We start from the raw sequence: 15,919 nt of genomic DNA on the forward strand, positions 1-15,919 counted from the left end.
CGCCAATAATCAGAGCGTGGGTCAGGCGCAAACAAGACTGGGTACGCCCAGAGGAGGACACGCCATGCAAACGCTTATCTCTGCTGCGCTGCAGTTTCCTACCGTCGTGTTTAGTTTTTTGCTGGCGCTAATGGCGCTCTACTGGCTGCTGGTACTCATTCGACTAGCCCCTCTAGAGCTTTTCGAGCGCGACAGCTTACGCGATGATCATATGGCCAGCACCTTGGTCTCGCTTGGGTTTGCCGGGGTACCCGCGACGCTGGCGCTCAGCTTCTTGATGCTCATTGCCGGTGCGTTATCACTAGCCGTCGAGCTGCTCGCTCTGCGATGGATGCCGCTTGGATTGCTCAGGGTGCCGGTCGGGGTGTTGGTCGTGTGGGCTGCGCTCGCGGTAGCTTCCCCCATCGCTGCCGCTTTATGCCATGCGCTGCAGCGTGCGCTGCACCGTTACCAACCCTTCAAACGTCGCTGTCTGCTGGGCGCTACCGTCGTGGTGGCAGAGCGCCAAAACGACGAATCTGCCAGCGCTACGCTGCTCAATGAGCCCAACAGTACGGTCATATTGCACTGTAAAGCCGGGGACTGCCCGCAGCCGGGTGAACGCCGTGTGTTGGTGAAGTATCTAGCCAAGGAAGGGGCATACCGCAGCGTGCTAGAGCAGCACTATCTGGATACACGGGTGCGTATCAATAAGCTTCGTTTGCAGCACAAGCAGCATCCTAACGGATACTCCACCTAACGGCTGCCTTCAGCGATGAAACCAGCGCTGCCACTGTCTCGTCAGCCAGCTCAATAGGGTGGGCGCAGCGGTGGCGGCACGTTCGCGATGTGTGCGTGCAGGCGCGTCGAGGAAGTGGCGTATGGGCGTAACCTGTTCGGGCGTGTTGAGCATCGGAGCGTGGCCGCATCCTGTGACGGTCAAGGTCGTCAAGGTAGGCTGGACCTCGGCCATCTTGGGTAGCGTCTCGGCATCCAATAGGGTCGATGTCTCTCCGCGAATCACCATCAGCGGGCAGCGAATGTTGGCCCAGTCGGCCCAGGTGTCTCTGGGTGTGTCGTGGATAAACTGTTCGCCGATACGCGGGTCGAAGTGGTAGGTCCAACTGCCGTCGGGCAGGCGGCGAGCGCTGTTCAAGGCCAGCTCTCGCCACTCCTCCTCGCAGGTGATACCAAAACTGGCGTAATGCTGGGTAAGTTCTGCTTTTAAGTCGGCAAAGTTGTTGAACCGATGCGTCACGCCAAAGTAGCTCGACAAGGCGATCAGCCCCTCTTTATTCAGCTCGGGCCCCACGTCGTTGAGTATCAGCCGTGAAATGCGCGAGCGGTGCTGTGCGTCTGCTGCGATCAACATGCCCAGCAGGCCGCCCATGGACGTCCCCAGCCAGTCCACCTGATCGAGCTCGTAATGATCCAGCAACGCAACGGCAATGGTGATGTAGTGACTGTAGAGATAGTCATGGGCGGGAAACAGCGACCAGCTGGAGAGTCCGCGACCCGGAGTGTCTGGGGCGATGATGCGCCACTCGCTGCCCAGCTCTCTCGCCAGGGCGGCGAAGTCACCGCCGTGGCGGGCAAGCCCGTGCCAAGCGATCAGAGTGCGCGTTGCTTTTGGGTTCCAAATGCGTACGGCCACGTCCAACTCGCGCACGCGGATAAATTCCAAAGCATCCATACTGGGCTCCTTTCATGAGATAGCTCCAGTATAGGCGATTTGCTGCAGTGCAACAGAGAGGGGAGTCACCTCAGCGGTGGAGCATGGCCATTAAAGCGTCAATCAACTCTCCGCCGCGCTCGCGTAGGGAAAACGCATCGGGATTACGTAGCCAGTCGTGAAACAGGCCGCCAAGAGTAGCCTGCATGAGCCTCGTGGCAATCTCCGGTGTTATATCATCGCGTAATAGCTGCTGCTGTTGGGCGAGCTGAAACACCAGAAGCATCTCGTCGAAGCATTCTTCGGCAATTTCATCCTGCATTTCGATGGGATTGATGTCGCTAAAGAACTCACAGCGATGCAGCAGAATCGATAGGATGCGCTGGTGAGAGGGCTGCTCCAAACGGTTCAGGCCCGCATGGCAGGCAAGACGGATGGCATCGAGTGGTGACACCGTGGGGTCGGCGTTATTGACCTCTTCCATCAACGACTGAAATGGCATGCGCACCCGCTGTACCAGCGCCATGAAGAGGTCACCCTTGTTTTTGAAGTGCCAATAAACGGCACCTCGGGTAAGGCCAGCATGGCGAGCAATTTGCTCCAATGACGTGCGCGCAACGCCTTTTGCGAAAAACACCTCTTCAGCAGCATCCAACAGCGCTTCGCGAGTTGCAGCAGCCTCCGCTTTGGTTTTTCTTGCCATGAAACCATTACCTCACTCTCGATACACAATGGCGTTATTTTATCTGATGTGGTGCCTTTTTACATTCAAAACTGTATGGATAATGGGTATAAGTTGATAATCTAGGTTATCAAGCACGTTACTTAATGGTTGAAAACGGATATGATTTCATTTTAAAACACTGTTTTAAAACCTTTCAAAGCCCTGGTGCCACTTAGAAATGGCGTATCAGGCTATGTCTCCCTGCATGTATAAGGAATGGCCATGGCGCGAGCTCCTTTCTCCCTAGCTGGGCATACCGTGATGCCTGGGCAACGTTTACAGATCGACGTGCCGGTGGCGCGCCTGTATACCCATACGCCGCTGCATATTCCGGTCGAAGTGGTTCATGGCCGCAAAGAGGGGCCGGTAATGTTAGTGTGTGGAGGGATTCATGGCGATGAGATCAATGGTGTGGAGATCGTCCGCCGTTTGCTGCGCTCGAAGACGATCAATAGCCTGCGTGGTACGCTGATTGCGGTGCCGGTGGTCAATGTTTTCGGCTTTCTCCAACAGACGCGTTACCTGCCTGACCGTCGCGACTTGAACCGCTGTTTCCCTGGTAGCGAAAAAGGTTCGCTGGGCGGCCGAATCGCGGCGCTGTTTCGCGATGAGATCGTCGATCACGCCACCCATATCATTGACCTGCATACCGGCGCCATTCACCGCACGAACTTGCCGCAAATCCGTGCACAGCTAAGTACGGGCAGCGAAACCGAGCGCATGGCAGACGCCTTTGGTGCGCCGGTTATTTTGAATGCGGAACTACGCGAAGGCAGCCTGCGTCATTACGCCCAAAGCCGCGGTATTCCGGTGCTCACCTATGAGGCGGGTGAAGCGCTGCGCTTCGATGAATGGGCCATTGTCCCAGGGGTGCAAGGCGTGCTGCGCGTCATGCGCCGCTTGGGCATGCTCACAGGCGAGCAGCGTCGCCGTGCCCCGGCTCCGGCCGAACTGGCCAATGGCTCAAGCTGGGCGCGCGCACCCATCGACGGCATCTTGCGCCCCAAGGTGCGCTTGGGGGCGCGAGTGGCCAAAGGCGAGGTGCTTGGCAAAGTGGCAGATCCATTCGGCAACGATGAAGACGAAGTGCGCGCCATGGCGGACGGCATCGTCATCGGCATGAGCCGCTTACCGCTTGCCAACGAAGGAGAGGCGCTTTACCACATTGCCCGTTTCGATGAGATCGAAGAAGCCGAGACGGCCATCGAAAGCTTTCAGTCCAGCCTGACGCCTCCACCAGACGCGCTGTATTGACGTTACCTCGATAGTTAACAGCTATTAAAGCAATAGCCCTATAACCAGCGCCATGGATGGCGCGATGCTGGCTTGTTGACTATACCTGTGTGGATGCCGTTTTAGCTTACGTTAAAAAGCAGTAGCGGTGATTTCCAGTGGTACAGACCGTGCCATGTCGAGTGTGACAAGGAGGAAGAGCAATGAGTAGTGGTAGCCAGCATCCCACCACCAATGAAGCAGGTATTCCGGTAGCGAGCGATGAGCATTCGCTGTCGGTAGGCGCGGATGGTCCGATCGTGATGCACGATCACTACCTGATGGAGCAAATGGCGGCGTTTAACCGGGAAATGATTCCCGACCGGCAGCCCCATGCGAAAGGCAGTGGCGCTTTTGGTCACTTCGAAGTCACTCAAGACGTTAGCCAATACACCAAAGCAAAATTTCTGCAGCCAGGCACGAAGACCGATGTCCTCATTCGCTTTTCCACCGTAGCAGGGGAGAGCGGTAGCCCGGATACATGGCGCGATCCGCGCGGCTTCTCGATCAAGTTCTACACCGAAGAAGGTAACTTCGACATGGTGGGTAACAACACCCCCGTGTTCTTTGTACGCGACCCAATGAAGTTCCAGCACTTCATCCATTCTCAAAAGCGCCGCGCCGATAATGGCCTGCGCGATCACGACATGCAGTGGGATTTTTGGACGCTGGTGCCTGAATCTGCTCACCAAGTGGCTTGGCTCATGGGCGACCGCGGCGTTCCCGCCACCTGGCGGCACATGAACGGCTACTCCAGCCACACCTATATGTGGGTAAACGATGAGGGCGAACGGTTCTGGGTGAAGTACCACTTCAAAACCGATCAAGGCATCAAATGCATGACTCAAGAGCAGGCCGACCAGATGGCCGGTAGCGATGCGGATTACCACCGCCGCGACCTGTTCGAGGCCATCAAGCGCGGCGATTACCCCACCTGGACGTTGCACATGCAGATCATGCCGTTCGAGGATGCCAAGATCTATCGCGTTAATCCCTTCGATCTTACCAAAGTGTGGTCACACAAAGATTACCCCTTGATCGAAGTGGGTAAACTGACGCTCGACCGTAACCCTACCGATTTCCATAGCGAAATCGAGCAGGCCGCGTTCGAACCCAACAACATGGTGCCCGGCACCGGGCTGTCGCCGGATAAAATGCTGCTGGCTCGCTCCATTTCCTATGCGGATGCCCACCGCGCACGGTTAGGGGTAAACTACAAGCATATCCCCGTGAATACCCCCAAATGCCCTGTGCATAGCTATGGTCAGGGTGGCGCCATGCGCATTCGCCACGCCACTGATCCTGTCTACACCCCCAATAGCAAAGGCGGCCCCAAAGCAGATGGGCAGCGCTACCCGGAAGATGCGGTGTGGTCGACGGATGGGCAATTCGTACGCGCCGCGTACACGCTGCGCAAAGATGACGACGACTGGAGCCAAGCGCACACCCTGGTGCGTGAGGTGATGGACGATGCCCAGCGTGACCGGTTGGTTTCCAACGTGGTGGGGCACCTTTCCGGTGGCGTCACCGAGCCGGTGTTGGAGCGCGCGTTTGAGTATTGGCGCAACATCGACCAAGAGGTGGGCGAGCGTATCGAGCAAGGCGTTCGCGCGCAGTAGCCCCGTAAACGACAACGCCCAACGATAACATCGTTGGGCGTTAGCTAAACTGTCAGCCCATTGGCCCGGGCACCATTTAGCATGTCTGATTTATTTCCCCTAATACTTGGCTATTACCTAATCCTGGCAATATCACGTGCTGGCGGGTTGCCAAACATGCGTGCATATTCGCGGCTGAACTGCGAGGGGCTTTCGTAACCTACCTTATATGCTGTGCTGGCCGCATCCAAATGCTGCGCAATCATCAAACTACGCGCTTCGACCAACCGGACTGACTTCTGAAACTGCAACGGACTCATGTTGGTTACCGCTTTAAAATGGGCATGAAAAGACGACACGCTCATTCCAGCCATCGCCGCCAGTTCCTCTATGGTGACGGTTTGATCGTAGTCCCGGCGTAATTTTTGAATAGAAACCGAAATGCGCTGAGTTGGCGTGCCTTTTAATGAGATCTGAGCAATTTCTTTGCCGTAGTTGCTACGCAGCATACGATAGTGCATCTCGCGGACTAGGCTTTCGCCAAGTACCGGAATATCGTCTGTCACTTGCATTAATGTTAATAAACGCAGCAGGCTATCGCCCATTTGTGGGTCAACCTGGCCGATAAACAATCCACTTTCGGCTTTGCGGTTTGCAACGGCCAAATGTTCCATCTGTAGCAGTAATTCTGACAGTATCCTGACATCAATATTAATCTGGATAACATAATACGGCTGCTGCTCTGATGCTTCTACCACGGTACCAAGAATGGGTAAGTCGACCGAGGCCACCAGAAACTCCAGTTCGCCATAACTTAGTATATCGGTGCCAAGCATTACGTTTTTGCGGCCCTGCACGATAATACATAGACAGGGTTCATACACCGCTGGCATCGTGACCTGAGAGCTGCGAACTTTGTAACAAAATACATTAGGTAAAGCGGTGCTGTTTAGCCCTTCATTAACGGCAACTTGCTGGACCAGCGGCAACAGTTGTCGTTTCAGAGTACTGTGAATCATCTCTCCACCCCCCCCCCCCTCTGACTTAGGTTGGATAATCAGGCAATCATAGCGTATTTTTGGGTATCCATAACAGTCCTTCATGCTTTTAACATAACAGGCATCGGGTTAGCCCGTATAAAAGCAGCATTATTTTCTTTATTTACAAAGGATTTTGTTATGAGCGCTATCAAACCTAGAGTTGTTCTGGTCACCGGTGCCAGCAGCGGTATTGGTGAAGCCACCGCTGAAATATTAGCTAACGCCGGGCACACCGTGCTGGTAGCAGCGCGCCGTACTGATCGGCTTGAAGCATTAACTCAGAGAATTAAGCAAGCAGGTGGTAAGGCGAAAGCTTATACGCTTGATGTCACATCACGCGATAACTTTAAGGCGGTAGTGGCGGCTGTCAGCGAAGAGTTCGGCCCGGTTGATGTTTTGGTGAACAACGCTGGCTTAATGCCGCTGTCACCCATGGCGGCGCTGAAAGCAGATGAGTGGAACCGAATGATAGACGTGAACATTAAAGGGGTATTAAACGGCATTGAGTCTGTGCTCAGCGTGATGGAGCAGCGTGGCGGGCATATAATCAATACTGCGTCTATAGCTGCCCACAGTGTATTTCCGACAGCTGCAGTGTACTGCGGAACTAAGTTTGCAGTACGTGCTATCTCCGATGGTCTGCGGATGGAAACAAAAAAAGTCAGGGTTACCACTATTTCGCCGGGTGTAGTCGAAAGCGAGTTGGCGCACACCACCACAGACACCGCAACTAAAGCCTGGCTGGAAGATTTTCGTCAGGTAGCGCTGAAGCCTGACGCGATAGCAAATGCCATTGCCTACGCCATAGTGCAACCGGATGATGTAAATATCGATGAAATAATTATTCAGCCAACGCAATCTGGCTACTAAGGTTTATCTGTTTACGCAACCGGTAAATTAAAACCCCGGCCGCGCAGTTGAGCTGCGCACCGGGGTCTTCTTCGAGAGGTGCTGCAGCCGTTTTTGCTCACGCTGCGCATTCATCAGCGCCGGTAGCTAGCAACGTTAGTACTGAACTTATTGGCAAGGCTTACACGAAAGAGGCGCCTTTAGCCAAAATATCCCACGGCTTACCGTCAAAATTTGCCACTGCGACGATGAGGTTAGCACCATCAATTAGGTGTGGCGCTGTTTGAACGAAAAGCCCGAGGTATCGAGCCTACAGAGGCGGCGCACGATTTAGCGCTGCAGGTTTCAACTCCCCTGGATGTGTTAGAACAAAAGCTGGCTGGTCTTATGCTCTTCGATAGACTCCGCTTCAAACTTAGGCTCGCGAACCAAGCCGAGCGCATCATCAAACAAACGTAAGCCTGCACCCTCTTTGTGCGCATGCTCCGACAGGTGGCGACGGAACCGACGCCCGCCAGGACAGCCCTGAAACAGCCCAAGCAGATGCCGAGTGATATGATTCAGCTTGGCCCCTTCATCCAGCCGCTGCTGAATGTACGGGCGAAACGCCGTGGCTGCTTCCAATCGCGTACGCGCAGGGCCAGACTTCCCAAAAATCTGCTTATCCACACTCGCCAGTAACCACGGGTTTTGGTACGCCTCACGACCTACCATCACGCTATCTACGTGCTCAAGCTGCGCTTGGCACTCTCCAAGCGTTTTAATGCCGCCGTTGATGCCGATGTGCAGCTCAGGATAGCTCTGCTTCAGCCGGTGCACGCGGGGATAATTCAGCGGCGGAATATCGCGATTCTCTTTCGGCGACAGCCCCTGCAGCCACGCCTTGCGGGCGTGTACGGTAAACACCTCACAGCCCGCCGAGGCCAAGATATCGATAAATCGTGCTAAATCTGTATCTTCATCCTGATCATTGATGCCGATGCGGCACTTCACCGTGACCGGAATCGACACCGCCGCCTGCATGGCTTTCACCGCCGCCGCTACTTTCTCTGGGTGGCCCATCAGACACGCGCCAATCATGTTGTTCTGTACCCGGTCGCTGGGGCAGCCAACGTTCAGATTGACCTCATCATAACCCCACGCCTGCGCAATCGCCGCGCACTCCGCCAGTTCCCCCGCATCGCTGCCCCCCAACTGCAGTGCAATCGGATGCTCCACCTCGCTATAACCCAGAAAGCGCTCCCGGGGAGAACCATGCAACACCGCCCCAGTCGTCACCATCTCGGTATATAGCAGCGCCCGCTTGGTCAGCGTGCGCGCGAAGGCGCGGTAATCTCGGGTCGTCCAATCCATCATGGGGGCGACGGAGAAAGTTCTATCCAGCTCCGGGCGTGCGGTGCCAGACTTCATGCGGGTTTGCGCGTTTGTGGTATCATTCATAACTGTTCATATTTACAGTGTCTTTGCCACGTTTTTAGCAAATAGGTGTCACATTTTTGGCACTTCGTGGCACATTCATTTGTCACATTTCGAGGCAGTGATGGCGACGATCGTGAAGCGTCCGAAAAGGGACGGCAGTTTCTCATACCTAGCGCGTATTCGCATTGCGCGCACTGGTCAACCTGACTACTCAGAGTCTAAAACATTCCCTAAGAAGTCGATGGCCGTAGAGTGGGCGAAGCGCCGGGAGCTGGAGCTGGCAGCCCCAGGTGGCGTGCTGACCGCTAAGTGGAAAGGCGTGATTCTACACGATGCGATCGAGCGCTACCTGCATGAGTTTGCCGACGGGGCAGGCCGCAGTAAGCGGGCCACGATCGAGCAGCTTCGGCGCTTCCCCATCGCCCGCGTCAAAATCACCGAGCTCAGCAGCGAGCAGATTATCGATCATGCACAAATGCGGCGCCGTAGCGGGGTAAAGCCATCCACGACGGCGCAGGATATCACCTGGCTGGGTATCATTTTAAAAACAGCGGTGGCTGCCTGGCGTATGCCGGTGGATCTGAACGAGTTCGAGTCGGCCAAGCTATTGCTGCGTAGCAAAGGGCTAATATCTCGCCCAGCATCCCGAGATCGGCGGCCGACGTTGGAGGAAATCGAGCAGCTCCGTGCTTACTTCCAGCGCTCGCAGAAGATCCGGCCGAGCGCGATCATTCCCATGGAAGACATCATGGACTTTGCGATAGCCTCTTCACGCCGCCAGGAGGAGATCACTCGACTCACCTGGGATGACTTGAATGAAACGGCCATGACCTGCTGGGTGCGTGACGCCAAGCACCCACGCCAAAAGTGGGGCAACCACAAGCGTTTCAAGCTCACCCATGAAGCGATGGCCATTATTCAGCGACAGCCCAGGGCGAAAGGCGAGCCGCGCATTTTTCCCTACGGTGCTAAATCGATTGGCACTCGCTTTCGGGCTGCGACGGCTGCTAAAGGGATTGAGGATCTGCACTTTCACGATCTGCGCCATGAGGCAACGTCGAGGCTGTTCGAGGCTGGTTATGAGATCGTGGAGGTGCAGCAGTTTACGCTTCATGAGAGTTGGGATGTGCTAAAGCGGTATACGCATCTTAGGCCTGAGTCACTGGTTCTCCGTTAAGACCTCAGCGACTTCGGGGCAAGCCTCCCATAGCTTTTGTACAGCCTCGTCACACTTACCTGCGAAAGGCGCTTGTTGGGTAGCTGGAGCAATAGCAAGTGAAGTAAAAGGACCAAAATGCACAGCCCCGAAACTATCGAAAGTCAGCTTGGCCAGTGCTCCTTGCTGCTCAAGGTGACAACTGGCCAATATTTCGCCGCCTAGCCATTTAGCATGGGGTGGGCAGTGAGTGATGATTAGCGAGCTCAGAGACATATCGGTATTGCTGGACCTGGACTCTTCTTCGCTTACAAAAGTACCAAAGGCACTGGCCAAAGAGCCAAAAGTGGCGATAGAGAAAATAATTATAGCTACTTCTTTATGCCCTTTTAGTATCAACCAACAGCAAATTGCCGTTACAAGGATGGCCAGAGCGGTTATGAGTCCTGGCCACTGAAAAATAGCAGCTATAGCCAATACGGTTATTAATGCTCCACCTGCAACATTTTTTAAAGCCATGCACGTCAGCTTCCGGCAACTCTTTGGAGTAATGCAATGTCACCTGAAAGATTCAGTGCATGCATCTTCCTGTGACAATTTGGGCATAGCGCCACAGTATTCTCTATCGAGTCATCACCGCCTTTGGCCAACCATTCGATGTGATGGCATTCCAGGTAGGGCTCGCCCTTTTGAGTTTCAAATGGGGCGGGTTGTTTGCAAAGCTCGCAATGGCCGTTGGCTCGACGTTTCGCATAAGCAGCGATGTAAGGGGATCGCGAGATGATGGTGGTTTGGCCTGTGCGCTTGCCTAACTGCGCAGGTGCATTCTCCGCACGCTTTCGCAATTCAGCGTCTGACAGTTTGCGAGCCTTACGCTCTTTCTGCTCAAACAGCTCGCGCGCGGCTTCCTCATCCACGGTCACGGCTTTGGCGTCCTTCAGTTTTAACGGAAAGAGCCAAACGCTACGTTGGTTGCCAAGGGAGTCAGGCTGAGTTGCTTGATAAGCTGGTGCAACACGAATGACCTCACCAGTGTAGGTATATTGCTTATCCTTGAAGACTTCGAAAAGGTGTACCGAAACGCCATTTTCCGGGCTTTCATTGAGCGTTTTGTTCTGATTGAAGCTCAGGCTCATGTCGCCCGTTTGGCCCATCCCCGTGTAGTGGATAGTGTCACCGTGCCACTGATCGTCATAAATCGAAGCAACGTGGTTGGTGACGATCACCAGGGTGTTCGTTTTAAGCGATCGGCGCATGCCTCCTTGTGGGCTGCATTGAAAAATTGAGCATAGCTCTTGGTTATCGAGAACGGTGCCGGGCTTAAGCGAGCTAATCGAGTCCATAAGTACTAATCAATTCCTTGGCGATCGGGATGTCAGCAGGGGCCAGTTTGTAGTTGAGCAGATCGGTGAGTGGCGCCCATGTGAGGGAGTCGTGTACGTGTAGTACAGGCTCTCCAGTGACGGTCACGAGAACGCCAATGAGGTTAATCGCACCGCCTGGATACTCGTACACGCTTTCCTGAAAAATGCGCTCAGCCACGCATGTTAGATTGAGCTCCTCTTTGATTTCCCGCTCAATGCACTGGTAGACAGTTTCGCCTGGTTCTACCTTACCTCCGGGGAATTCCCAGAAGCCTTCGAGCTGTTGCCCAGGCGCCCTTCGCGTCAACATGATTTGGCCGTTTGCGATCGCAAGCGCCGCGGCAACATTTTTCAAAGCGCACCCACCTATCTTCCATAAAAGGGTTAGCTTACCTTAGCTTTTCTGTTGCCCGCCACCTACTCATTAACCATCTTCCACTGCTCCCGTGCCTCAGCGCGCTTCTGGTCCAGGTATTGAGCGAGATCCAACGCGCTGACCAACCACGGGCTTTTTTGTGAATCGCCAGCGCGGTAAGCCGGCACCGGTAAGGCTTGGGCGCCGGCGCGGAAACTAGCCGTGCGTGGGCTAATGCCGAAGAAGCGGGGCGCGACTTCATCCAACGGGAGCTCTGCGCGGCCGTTGAATTCTGCCAGTAAACCAAAGTAAGTATTCATGATTGGCTCTCTCCCTTTTGTTTTGCCCGCCAGTGGTTGAAGCGGTTGCGGACCATGCGAAACGTTTGGCGCGCCCGGTAGTTGCTATCTAGCTCGGCGCGGCTTTCGATGTTGCAGGCTGCTACCAACCAATCACGCGCATCTTTAGCGTTGTGTGTTCCATCAGGTAGCTGGCTTTCTGTCAGGTTGTGCTTGAATCTCCGACGGCGATCCAGGTAAAGCTGGAAAGCAGGATCAGAGCACAGCATTGCCGCTTGCCTTGCCACTACACCTCCTTTGGGGAGAGGTGGCATTTGAGATGGAGTTGTCTGGCTCATATCACCCCCCAGAACGTCAGTAAGTGTTCAACCGCCAAGTACCAGGCATAGGGAAAAACGGTCACGGCGAAGAACGTTGACCAGAAACCTTTGGCCACTACCACTCCGAAGAGCCAGAGGCCGATCATCAGTAACCTATTAAGATTGACGAACATGCTTCCCCCTCATTTCACGAATGCTTTGGCACCCGATGCAGGTAGTGGCCCAAGGCGCAGCTTCACGGCGGGCGCTTGGGATCTCGTCGCCGCAATCGATGCAGTCATCGTTGGCGGCTTGGGTGGCGAGCCGGGCGCGGTTGGCCAGCGTGGCTTCCAGGCTTTGTTGAATGGTGACCGCAGCGCGGTCGGCGTTATCGGCCATCGTTTTTCCTTCGGTTAACACAATTCAGGCGGGAAGTACTCTTCCTGCGGGGTAGGGGTGGGCGGCGCGAAGAGGTTTCGCGCGGCTTCTCTTGCTGCGATGGCGTCTTCGTACTCGGCATCGCGTTCCACTCGGTAAATTTCTGAGCTCTGCCACGCTTTAAGGCGTTCGAGCTGGGCTTCTCGCTCCGCTGGGGAAGGCTCGCGGGGCTGGATATCTGGCCCCTGCGTACAGTTAGTGACACGAGTCCAAGGGGACGCGGCTTCGCCGCCTCCCGAAACCCCCTGGTGGCGCTGCGCTTTACTGCGCACTTCCCACTTGTAAAAGCGGGTCAGGTATTCGTGTTCGTTGCCTCGGCCGTCGGAGACGACGATGCCGAAGGTGCCCAGCTTGTTTTCGCCGTGGCGGCCTTTGGCTTCGACGCCTTCGCGGACCTCGCCGGTGGCGTGGCTGAACTCGGCTTGCTGGAGATCCACGCGGGGCATCGTCCAGGGTTTAATCGGGCGCTGTTTGCGGGGCAGGTTGGGGCCGCCCATCAAACGTAAGAATCGGTCCCACTGGCCAGCGTTGGCGGCTTTGCGGATCTGGTGCAGGCGATCCGCCACGCGGCGCTCTGGGCGGGTAGCGGCTTCCCAGGCGGCCAGCTCATCGATGTGCTTTTCGTTCAGGCGGCGCACTTCACGCCACACGGTAACGCTAGGCAGCCCCACGAACTGAAACTGACGAATGCCCCACACCGCCGCCCAGGATTCAATGCGCGGCGCCACGCTGGTGAGTTCGTGTCCATAACGGTCTTTGTCGTCGTTGGCCACGCCTTCGCGGGTGAACTGCTCGCCGTTGATGTTTTTCGAGATGTACTTGGCCACGTAGCCAGCGGCGGTGCCACGCCGGTAGTCGATCTGCTCGACCTTGAAGCGGGCGTTTGTCTTGTCGCCCCGGCGGTTATAAAGCTCCTCCGGTGAATCCGCTTCTGCATGGCTTTGCAGAATCTCGGTGACCGTGTCGGCGTGTTCCGGCGCGGCCCATATCAGTAAGTGCCAGTGAGGCGTGCCATCGTGGTGGGGCTCCACCACGCGGATGCCGTAAACGCCGATGTTTTCTCTCGCCAGCTTGGCCCGCGTGCGTGCCCATACTTGCTGCAGGTAGGCCTGCGCCTCACGCGGGGTGCTGCCGTCATACTTCGGATTGCGGGCGCTATTGCTGGAAAGCACCGGGTGAAAGCGCGACGGCGCGGTGATGGTGTAAAACATGCCCACATGGCCCATGCGGCGCGATTCCGCCTCGGTGTCGCTGATGCGTAGCATCAATTCAGCGCGGCGGTGGTCGGGGTTGGATAAGCCCAGCTCGGCCAGTTCGGCCAACGTGTAGACCTGGCCTTCCTGGTTGATGGCTTCCAGCGCTTCCAGCAGGGCGCGGTTGCGGTTCTTCTGAGCGCGACGGCGGTCGAGCGTGACGTTGCTGCAGTAAATGCCTGCGCGTTTGTGCACACGGTGCGCCTCGCGCTGTACCTGTTCTAACCGGCGGCCGCCCAGGCGGCGCAACTGCCGACGCCACCAAATGGGGTCCGTAAGCTTGGCGAGCTGCACGCTGCTTTTCAGCTGGAGGCTAGGCGGGTTAATGCCATGCAGGCGCGCGCGGTGGCGGGCCTTTTCGAGCGCCATTTCATTGACGACGGCTAGGCACATCACCGGGGCGCGATGCCACCGGAAAACCGCCATCAATGGAATGATGCCCAGAGGCGGGCTTAACGGGTTGCGTGAGGTGGCGATTTGCAGCGCCACTTCACGCGCTTGGCCGGAAAGGGTGCGCGCCTTAGGCGTTTTCAGGTTGAGCGGGGGCGGCAGCAGGCCTAAACGCAGGCGGCGGTTATGCTCGGCGATGCCGCCAATCAGCTTGCTGCGCTCGCGTTCCAGCGCCGTGGCCTGCGCCTGGGCGTGATTGATCACCGCGTCATCATCGTGGGTGACGTTCAAACCGTGCACCACTAAGCGATCCTGAACGCTGGTCAGCCACTCGCAGGCGGTTTTCAGCCCGTCGATAGTGGTGGAGGCTCGCTTCACCAGAGCGTTAAAGCCACGCTCTAAGTCTTCCGCGATGGCTGAAAAGCGGCGGTAGATGCTGGCCGGGTCGATGAGATCCTGCGCGTTGCGGCGTAGCCAGCGGTTAGCCGCCGCGTGGCCATGCCGCTTGGACACATGCGCGTATCCCTCGGCCAGCTTCTGAGCCAAAGACGGCAAGCGCTTAAAGTGCGCCTGCAGGAAGGTGTAGCAATCCTGGGTGCCAGAGCTGTGCTGAAAGGCTAGGGCTAACGCGCTCACGCTGTTACCTCTTGAACCACCGTGCGCTTGCAGCCCACGGCCGCCATATCCACGCCGACAAAGCGCGGTAGTTCAATGGGAAGCTGAACGGCTGCAATGTCTACACGGTACTCATCCAGCACGCTTTCGATTTGCGTGAGCTGGCAGCCGAAGTGGTGGGCTTCGCGCTTGAGTTCCTCGGCAGCCATGCGATGGCCAGATTGCTCCAGCTGCTTGGCGAGGTAATCGAAACGCGCTTTCACGAGGTAAAGGCTGTGCATAGTGGTGTCCAGGTTCATGCGACCCCCTTCTCAATCAAGCTGAGCCAGTGCAGCGCCGCTTTGGTGTTGCCTTCCGCGATGGCTTGGCGGGCGTGGCTGGCCAGTTCCGCACTAGGGTGTTGGGTGCGTTGGTTGAGTTGATCTTTCAGGCCGTTGGCGTAGCGGCTCATACGGTGAATCGCCGCCCGAACAGCTTCCCGTTCTGGCTTGGCAAGCTGGCGGATTTGCACGGTGGCATCTTCTTGCAGGCCTGCGCTTTTCAGCACAAAACGGCGCTCGGCATGGGGAAGATCCGCCCACACCTGAATGAGGTCCTGGTCGGCGGCGCGACTGTGCAGTTCCGCGCGTAAGGCGCCAAAGCCTGCGCGGTCGGTTTGTGGCCGTGGTGGACGGGGTAAATGGGCGACCTTATTCATCCGCTGATTCCTCGTAGTGTTCGTCGTTGGCGACCTGTCGGTTAAGTGCCAGGGTTATCAATCTGAGTAAGCGAGGGGCGAAGGGCAGATCCACATTGGGATTCGGTATATCGCTAGGCGCTAATGTGCTGAGAATTTCAAAACCTGCCTTACCCCGAAATCCGCAATCCACGTTGCGGCATTCCACTTCCCCTTCGCGGTACACCGGTGTAAGCGCCTGGCTTTTGCGGACCCGCATGTTGTGGCCGCAGTGGGGGCAGGGCATACGGTGCTTGGAAGCGGTCGACATCAATGGTTTCTCCCTACCGGATAAAGGGCGCGGCCGCGGCCGGTGAGCCCTTGGGTGCCTTTGCGTAGCCGCCGCCGCAGTAGCCATTCGGCGGCGTCGTCCAGGCTGGTTAAATCCTGCTGTTCACACACCTGCTGCAGCGCGGCCTCTAGCTGGTCGTTCAGCGGAAGACGTAATTCGCCGCGTGCCGGTTGGTCAGCCATACCTCAAT

General features: G+C 56.4%; 20 protein-coding genes. 5 read left to right on the forward strand and 15 right to left on the reverse strand.

Annotated elements, in window-relative coordinates; all coding sequences use genetic code 11:
- The first annotated feature begins 64 nt into the window (after positions 1 to 64).
- Entirely contained in the window at positions 65 to 739 is a 675-nt protein-coding gene (locus FHJ80_RS01955) for a hypothetical protein (protein WP_139525373.1), read from the forward strand.
- Between the two features lie 9 nt (positions 740 to 748).
- Here FHJ80_RS01955 and FHJ80_RS01960 read toward each other — a convergent pair whose 3' ends face one another.
- Together FHJ80_RS01960 and FHJ80_RS01965 are read right to left on the reverse strand one after the other, a co-directional pair.
- Positions 749 to 1,672: an alpha/beta fold hydrolase gene (locus tag FHJ80_RS01960; protein ID WP_139525374.1), complete on the reverse strand. Its 924-nt coding sequence runs from the start codon at positions 1,670 to 1,672 to the stop codon at positions 749 to 751.
- Positions 1,673 to 1,742: 70 nt separating this feature from the next.
- A complete protein-coding gene (locus FHJ80_RS01965; protein WP_139525375.1) occupies positions 1,743 to 2,354 on the reverse strand; it encodes a TetR family transcriptional regulator in 612 nt (203 codons plus the stop codon).
- A 243-nt stretch (positions 2,355 to 2,597) separates the two neighbouring features.
- Here FHJ80_RS01965 and FHJ80_RS01970 point away from each other — a divergent pair, with 243 nt between their 5' ends.
- Both FHJ80_RS01970 and FHJ80_RS01975 read left to right on the forward strand, forming a co-directional pair.
- Positions 2,598 to 3,629: a succinylglutamate desuccinylase/aspartoacylase family protein gene (locus tag FHJ80_RS01970; RefSeq protein WP_139525376.1), complete on the forward strand. Its 1,032-nt coding sequence runs from the start codon at positions 2,598 to 2,600 to the stop codon at positions 3,627 to 3,629.
- A gap of 182 nt (positions 3,630 to 3,811) precedes the next feature.
- The gene (locus FHJ80_RS01975) at positions 3,812 to 5,266 is read left to right on the forward strand and encodes a catalase (protein ID WP_139525377.1); all 1,455 of its coding nucleotides are present in this window, start codon (positions 3,812 to 3,814) and stop codon (positions 5,264 to 5,266) included.
- 113 nt (positions 5,267 to 5,379) lie between these two features.
- Here the strand turns inward: FHJ80_RS01975 and FHJ80_RS01980 are convergent, their stop codons facing one another.
- The gene (locus FHJ80_RS01980) at positions 5,380 to 6,264 is read right to left on the reverse strand and encodes an AraC family transcriptional regulator (RefSeq protein WP_153842313.1); all 885 of its coding nucleotides are present in this window, start codon (positions 6,262 to 6,264) and stop codon (positions 5,380 to 5,382) included.
- 159 nt (positions 6,265 to 6,423) lie between these two features.
- Here FHJ80_RS01980 and FHJ80_RS01985 point away from each other — a divergent pair, with 159 nt between their 5' ends.
- Entirely contained in the window at positions 6,424 to 7,155 is a 732-nt protein-coding gene (locus tag FHJ80_RS01985) for an SDR family oxidoreductase (protein ID WP_139525379.1), read from the forward strand.
- A 342-nt stretch (positions 7,156 to 7,497) separates the two neighbouring features.
- On the opposite strand, the gene dusA is transcribed toward FHJ80_RS01985, so the two are convergent.
- Positions 7,498 to 8,544, reverse strand: a complete 1,047-nt coding sequence (dusA, locus tag FHJ80_RS01990; protein ID WP_139525380.1) for a tRNA dihydrouridine(20/20a) synthase DusA — start codon at positions 8,542 to 8,544, stop codon at positions 7,498 to 7,500.
- A gap of 250 nt (positions 8,545 to 8,794) precedes the next feature.
- Here dusA and FHJ80_RS01995 point away from each other — a divergent pair, with 250 nt between their 5' ends.
- Entirely contained in the window at positions 8,795 to 9,730 is a 936-nt protein-coding gene (locus FHJ80_RS01995; RefSeq protein ID WP_176558196.1) for a site-specific integrase, read from the forward strand.
- On the opposite strand, the gene FHJ80_RS02000 is transcribed toward FHJ80_RS01995, so the two are convergent.
- The 11 genes from FHJ80_RS02000 to FHJ80_RS02050 form a co-directional block, all read right to left on the reverse strand.
- Positions 9,713 to 10,228: a PTS system mannose/fructose/sorbose family transporter subunit IID gene (locus tag FHJ80_RS02000; protein WP_139525382.1), complete on the reverse strand. Its 516-nt coding sequence runs from the start codon at positions 10,226 to 10,228 to the stop codon at positions 9,713 to 9,715. The two genes, FHJ80_RS01995 and FHJ80_RS02000, sit on opposite strands and share 18 nt — an antisense overlap.
- 5 nt (positions 10,229 to 10,233) lie before the next feature.
- Positions 10,234 to 10,965 (reverse strand): HNH endonuclease signature motif containing protein, encoded by a 732-nt coding sequence (locus FHJ80_RS02005; RefSeq protein WP_218013957.1) that lies wholly within the window; start codon positions 10,963 to 10,965, stop codon positions 10,234 to 10,236.
- Between the two features lie 73 nt (positions 10,966 to 11,038).
- Positions 11,039 to 11,428 carry a (deoxy)nucleoside triphosphate pyrophosphohydrolase gene (locus FHJ80_RS02010; RefSeq protein WP_139525384.1) on the reverse strand — a complete coding sequence of 130 codons (390 nt, stop codon included), beginning with the start codon at positions 11,426 to 11,428 and terminating at the stop codon, positions 11,039 to 11,041.
- Between the two features lie 62 nt (positions 11,429 to 11,490).
- Complete coding sequence (locus FHJ80_RS02015) at positions 11,491 to 11,748, reverse strand: pyocin activator PrtN family protein (protein WP_139525385.1); 258 nt, start codon at positions 11,746 to 11,748, stop codon at positions 11,491 to 11,493.
- Positions 11,745 to 12,014 carry a hypothetical protein gene (locus FHJ80_RS02020; RefSeq protein ID WP_139525386.1) on the reverse strand — a complete coding sequence of 90 codons (270 nt, stop codon included), beginning with the start codon at positions 12,012 to 12,014 and terminating at the stop codon, positions 11,745 to 11,747. Before FHJ80_RS02020 ends, FHJ80_RS02015 begins: the two co-directional genes overlap by 4 nt.
- 189 nt (positions 12,015 to 12,203) lie before the next feature.
- Complete coding sequence (locus tag FHJ80_RS02025) at positions 12,204 to 12,425, reverse strand: TraR/DksA family transcriptional regulator (RefSeq protein ID WP_139525387.1); 222 nt, start codon at positions 12,423 to 12,425, stop codon at positions 12,204 to 12,206.
- A 14-nt stretch (positions 12,426 to 12,439) separates the two neighbouring features.
- Entirely contained in the window at positions 12,440 to 14,743 is a 2,304-nt protein-coding gene (locus tag FHJ80_RS02030; RefSeq protein ID WP_139525388.1) for a replication endonuclease, read from the reverse strand.
- Positions 14,740 to 15,021 carry a hypothetical protein gene (locus FHJ80_RS02035; RefSeq protein ID WP_139525389.1) on the reverse strand — a complete coding sequence of 94 codons (282 nt, stop codon included), beginning with the start codon at positions 15,019 to 15,021 and terminating at the stop codon, positions 14,740 to 14,742. The genes FHJ80_RS02030 and FHJ80_RS02035 overlap by 4 nt, the downstream gene beginning before the upstream one ends.
- The gene (locus FHJ80_RS02040; protein WP_139525390.1) at positions 15,018 to 15,419 is read right to left on the reverse strand and encodes a hypothetical protein; all 402 of its coding nucleotides are present in this window, start codon (positions 15,417 to 15,419) and stop codon (positions 15,018 to 15,020) included. The genes FHJ80_RS02035 and FHJ80_RS02040 overlap by 4 nt, the downstream gene beginning before the upstream one ends.
- A complete protein-coding gene (locus FHJ80_RS02045) occupies positions 15,412 to 15,708 on the reverse strand; it encodes an ogr/Delta-like zinc finger family protein (protein WP_176558197.1) in 297 nt (98 codons plus the stop codon). Before FHJ80_RS02045 ends, FHJ80_RS02040 begins: the two co-directional genes overlap by 8 nt.
- Entirely contained in the window at positions 15,708 to 15,911 is a 204-nt protein-coding gene (locus FHJ80_RS02050; RefSeq protein ID WP_137094437.1) for a hypothetical protein, read from the reverse strand. The genes FHJ80_RS02045 and FHJ80_RS02050 overlap by 1 nt, the downstream gene beginning before the upstream one ends.
- Positions 15,912 to 15,919 lie beyond the last annotated feature (8 nt).

The sequence above is a fragment of the Halomonas sp. BL6 genome, assembly GCF_006228115.1.
GTDB classification, from domain to species: Bacteria; Pseudomonadota; Gammaproteobacteria; order Pseudomonadales; family Halomonadaceae; genus Vreelandella; species Vreelandella piezotolerans.